General features: G+C 51.5%; 4 protein-coding genes. 1 reads left to right on the top strand and 3 read right to left on the bottom strand.

Features of this window, described 5'->3' with window-relative positions:
* Positions 1-227: 227 nt before the first annotated feature.
* The 3 genes from ENTHG_RS25820 to ENTHG_RS08205 form a co-directional block, all read right to left on the bottom strand.
* Positions 228-1037 (bottom strand): HNH endonuclease, encoded by an 810-nt coding sequence (locus ENTHG_RS25820; protein WP_052332680.1) that lies wholly within the window; start codon positions 1035-1037, stop codon positions 228-230.
* Between the two features lie 42 nt (positions 1038-1079).
* Positions 1080-1277, bottom strand: a complete 198-nt coding sequence (locus ENTHG_RS08210; RefSeq protein ID WP_044177747.1) for an SDR family oxidoreductase — start codon at positions 1275-1277, stop codon at positions 1080-1082.
* Between the two features lie 106 nt (positions 1278-1383).
* A complete protein-coding gene (locus ENTHG_RS08205) occupies positions 1384-2079 on the bottom strand; it encodes a B3/B4 domain-containing protein (RefSeq protein ID WP_044177744.1) in 696 nt (231 codons plus the stop codon).
* 43 nt (positions 2080-2122) lie between these two features.
* On the opposite strand from ENTHG_RS08205, the gene ENTHG_RS08200 reads away from it, so the two are divergent.
* On the top strand, positions 2123-2725 hold the full coding sequence (locus tag ENTHG_RS08200) for a helix-turn-helix domain-containing protein (protein WP_044177742.1): 603 nt from the start codon (positions 2123-2125) through the stop codon (positions 2723-2725).
* Positions 2726-2906 lie beyond the last annotated feature (181 nt).

The raw sequence follows: 2906 nt of genomic DNA, 5'->3' as shown, positions 1-2906 counted from the left end.
ATTGCTGCCGCACCTTTGGGTGGCAACGGGGCGCTACTATAGGGAGTTGTGGGAAAACGGTCAAGCTTAATTTCGGCCCTGATGATTGTTCGCTTAAGGTGTGAACAAAAGTTGAGAGAATCAGGGCTGAAGAAAGAAATATGCGCTGATTTTGCCCGTCCGAACCGAGGTCATTCTGAATAACGGGAATGTTGATGCGGGACGTTGACAGGCGGGAGCCACAAATATTACTCCCGCTGCAGCCGATCAATCCTGCTGTAGACATTGTCAACAAGCTCTCCGGCACGAGCCCCATAATGGAGTTCCCGGTGACAGTTAGGGCATACAGCGATGGCGTTGGAAATGGTATCGGAACCCCCTGACGCCAGCCGTTTCAGGTGATGCACTTCCAGAAAAGGTATACCGTCAGGCTTGATAAAGGGCGCACGACCCTGGCAGCACTCGCATCTGCCGTCCGCGTTTTTCAGAATATAAGCCACAACCGCGGCATCCCGGACGAATTGCTCCGTTGTTACTGGAAGACGGGCAGGCGAGGCCTGACCGCGAGGAATGCGCTGCCCGCTCGCAAAGTAGAGACGAGCAGTCTCGTGTTCCAGCTTTTTCAGTGTTTCGCACAGAACGGGCGGGGCAATATCAGCGTGAATTATCGCGAATTGTTCTTCTGTTTCACTCAGCGCATTACCCAAGTCCTGGTCAGTGATTTTTTCCAGCCGATCCAGTGGAATTCGAACCCACCCCATCGTCGGGCCTAACAGCGGTGCACCCTCTTTGTTTCCATGCCGCCAGCGTGCTTTGTATTGACGTTGTTCTTTCTTGCCACCGTCGACGATAAACCATTGAGACGCATTGTTGAGAAAGGCTCGCTGGATATTTTGCAGCGCATCGATATAGGTTCCGCTTGATGGGGCCGCTTTGTAACCATAGCGATAAGTAGCGGAAAGACCGTTAAAGGGAAGGAAGGCGCGGGCGACCCCACCTTTTTTACCTGCGACAGGGAGCCAGATGAAATCATCACTCTCTTCAAATACCGTAATCACAATTTATAGTCTCCTGTTGTGTGCTGGTGGCCCGTAAAGGATTTAATAAACCTGCACGGTCGGTCGGAAAAGTATTTCGTTAACGTCAACGTCGTCAGGTTGGCTAATGGCTAATGCAACGACTTGTGCAAAAGCATCTGCCGGGATCGCATTCTCGTCGGTTTTCGACATATCTTCGTCGGTGATGGTTTTGGTCAGTTCGGTATCTACCGCGCCGGCAAGTGGCTCCAGCTTTTCCATACGGCGCACGCCCAGGACAACTTTTGCACCCTCGCTTCAGTCGGACCTCAGATAAAGGATATTCAGCGGCAGTTAATGGTGCCATAACTGTGTCTTCTGAATGGTATTACTGCTGTTCTTCTTCGATGAGAGTAACGTCAAACCACAGGCCGGGCATCATTTTTTCAAGGCCATCGGTCAGCATCTTCCCAGCTTCATGAAGCATCTCCAGCGGCATCTGTGGGAGACTCTCCAGAATGAACCACATTTGTTGAGCTTCCACGCCTAAGCGGGTTCTGACCCCCTGTCGCCAGTTCCAGCGACGGCAGGTCACGCCGATATCATCACACCAGATAACCTCGCCTTGTGAAGGATATTCAACGGCCTTTTCACCCTCTTTGATGGTATCGAAAGGCTCTGTTCCTTTTGCCACAGCCAGACGTGGCGAACCCTGATAGGCAGAGATATTCTCTCCTCCAACCGGTACGGCGTAGCGGAGGCTAACGGCATTATAAAGATCAACGATGGGATCGATCGCGGGCATCGTTCCATCACGCAATACGCGCTTACGTAACGCATCAGCAGAGCAAGGGGTGCGTTTAGGTTTAGCACCAAACTTTTGAAAAACGTCGGCCCATGCGCCCAGATGAGATTCCGCCCATTCAGGTTCACCGACCATAACTGCTTGACATGCTTCCTGTAGCGCCGTTTCTCCAGCGTCGGGATTAAGCACTGGCGCAGCTTTTACGCAGATACTGAGTGCCCGAAAACCTGGAGCAATACGATAAATTTCAGGGGCAATTGACGGAGATACTGTTAACACGTGATAATCCTGTAATGACCAATTTATTCCATGATAGTGACCGATGACCAAAAAAGTCAATTTAATGACCGATGCAAATTCTATCGTCAACACTGTGAATGAAGCCGTATCTCAGCGAATTAAACGGTATCGTAAGCAAAAGAAAATATCCCTTGATGAACTCTCCCGTCGGGCAGGCGTTAGCAAGGGAGCGCTGGTTGAGATAGAGGGATGCCGGGCGAATCCCAGCATTGCCCTGTTATGCCGCCTGGCTGCCGCGATGGGGGTTTCGGTGGCTGATTTTGTGGATGTCAGTTCCAAACCGACCGTGCATCTCATAGCAGAAGATGAGATCCCCGAATTGTGGGAAGGTGAAAAAGGCGGGAGAGCAAGATTGCTCGCAGGGTCGGGTGGCCCTGATATGACCGAACTCTGGATGTGGGAAATGCAGCCGGGGGAAAAGTTTGCTTCACCCGGCCACACGGAAGGAACGCTTGAACTGTTTTATGTTCAGTCGGGTACGCTCACACTGGGCGTACAGAATCACGTGTATCGGGTAAAAACTGGCTGTTCGGCAACAGCCAGAACGGACGTTCCTCATTGCTATGAAAACCAGGGAGAGAGCCCGCTGGTATTTATCATGACAGTACATGAAAAAGCATCCTGAGCGTTTCCCGGTAAAGAGGACATACCTGGCTTCATCATCCCGGCGAAGGATTTGCACAAGCACTTATGTGGAAGTGTGTTGCCTAATTTTAGGCAAAGGGATCGGATGTTGTCTGATTAGGTGTCTGGGAACTGCGCTCGCCCTGCGGGCAGCCCACTCACTGCGTTTGCGGTCTGTCCAA

The organism is Phytobacter massiliensis JC163 (assembly GCF_000321045.1).
Taxonomy (GTDB): domain Bacteria; phylum Pseudomonadota; class Gammaproteobacteria; order Enterobacterales; family Enterobacteriaceae; genus Phytobacter_A; species Phytobacter_A massiliensis.
This window is presented reverse-complemented; position numbering and strand designations above follow the sequence as displayed.

What these genes read in the sequence shown, in the direction of transcription:
- ENTHG_RS08210 (WP_044177747.1), bottom strand. Translation starts at nt 1,277, where the DNA reads ATGGAAAAGCTGGAGCCACTTGCCGGCGCGGTAGATACCGAACTGACC.
- ENTHG_RS08200 (WP_044177742.1), top strand. Translation starts at nt 2,123, where the DNA reads ATGACCAAAAAAGTCAATTTAATGACCGATGCAAATTCTATCGTCAAC.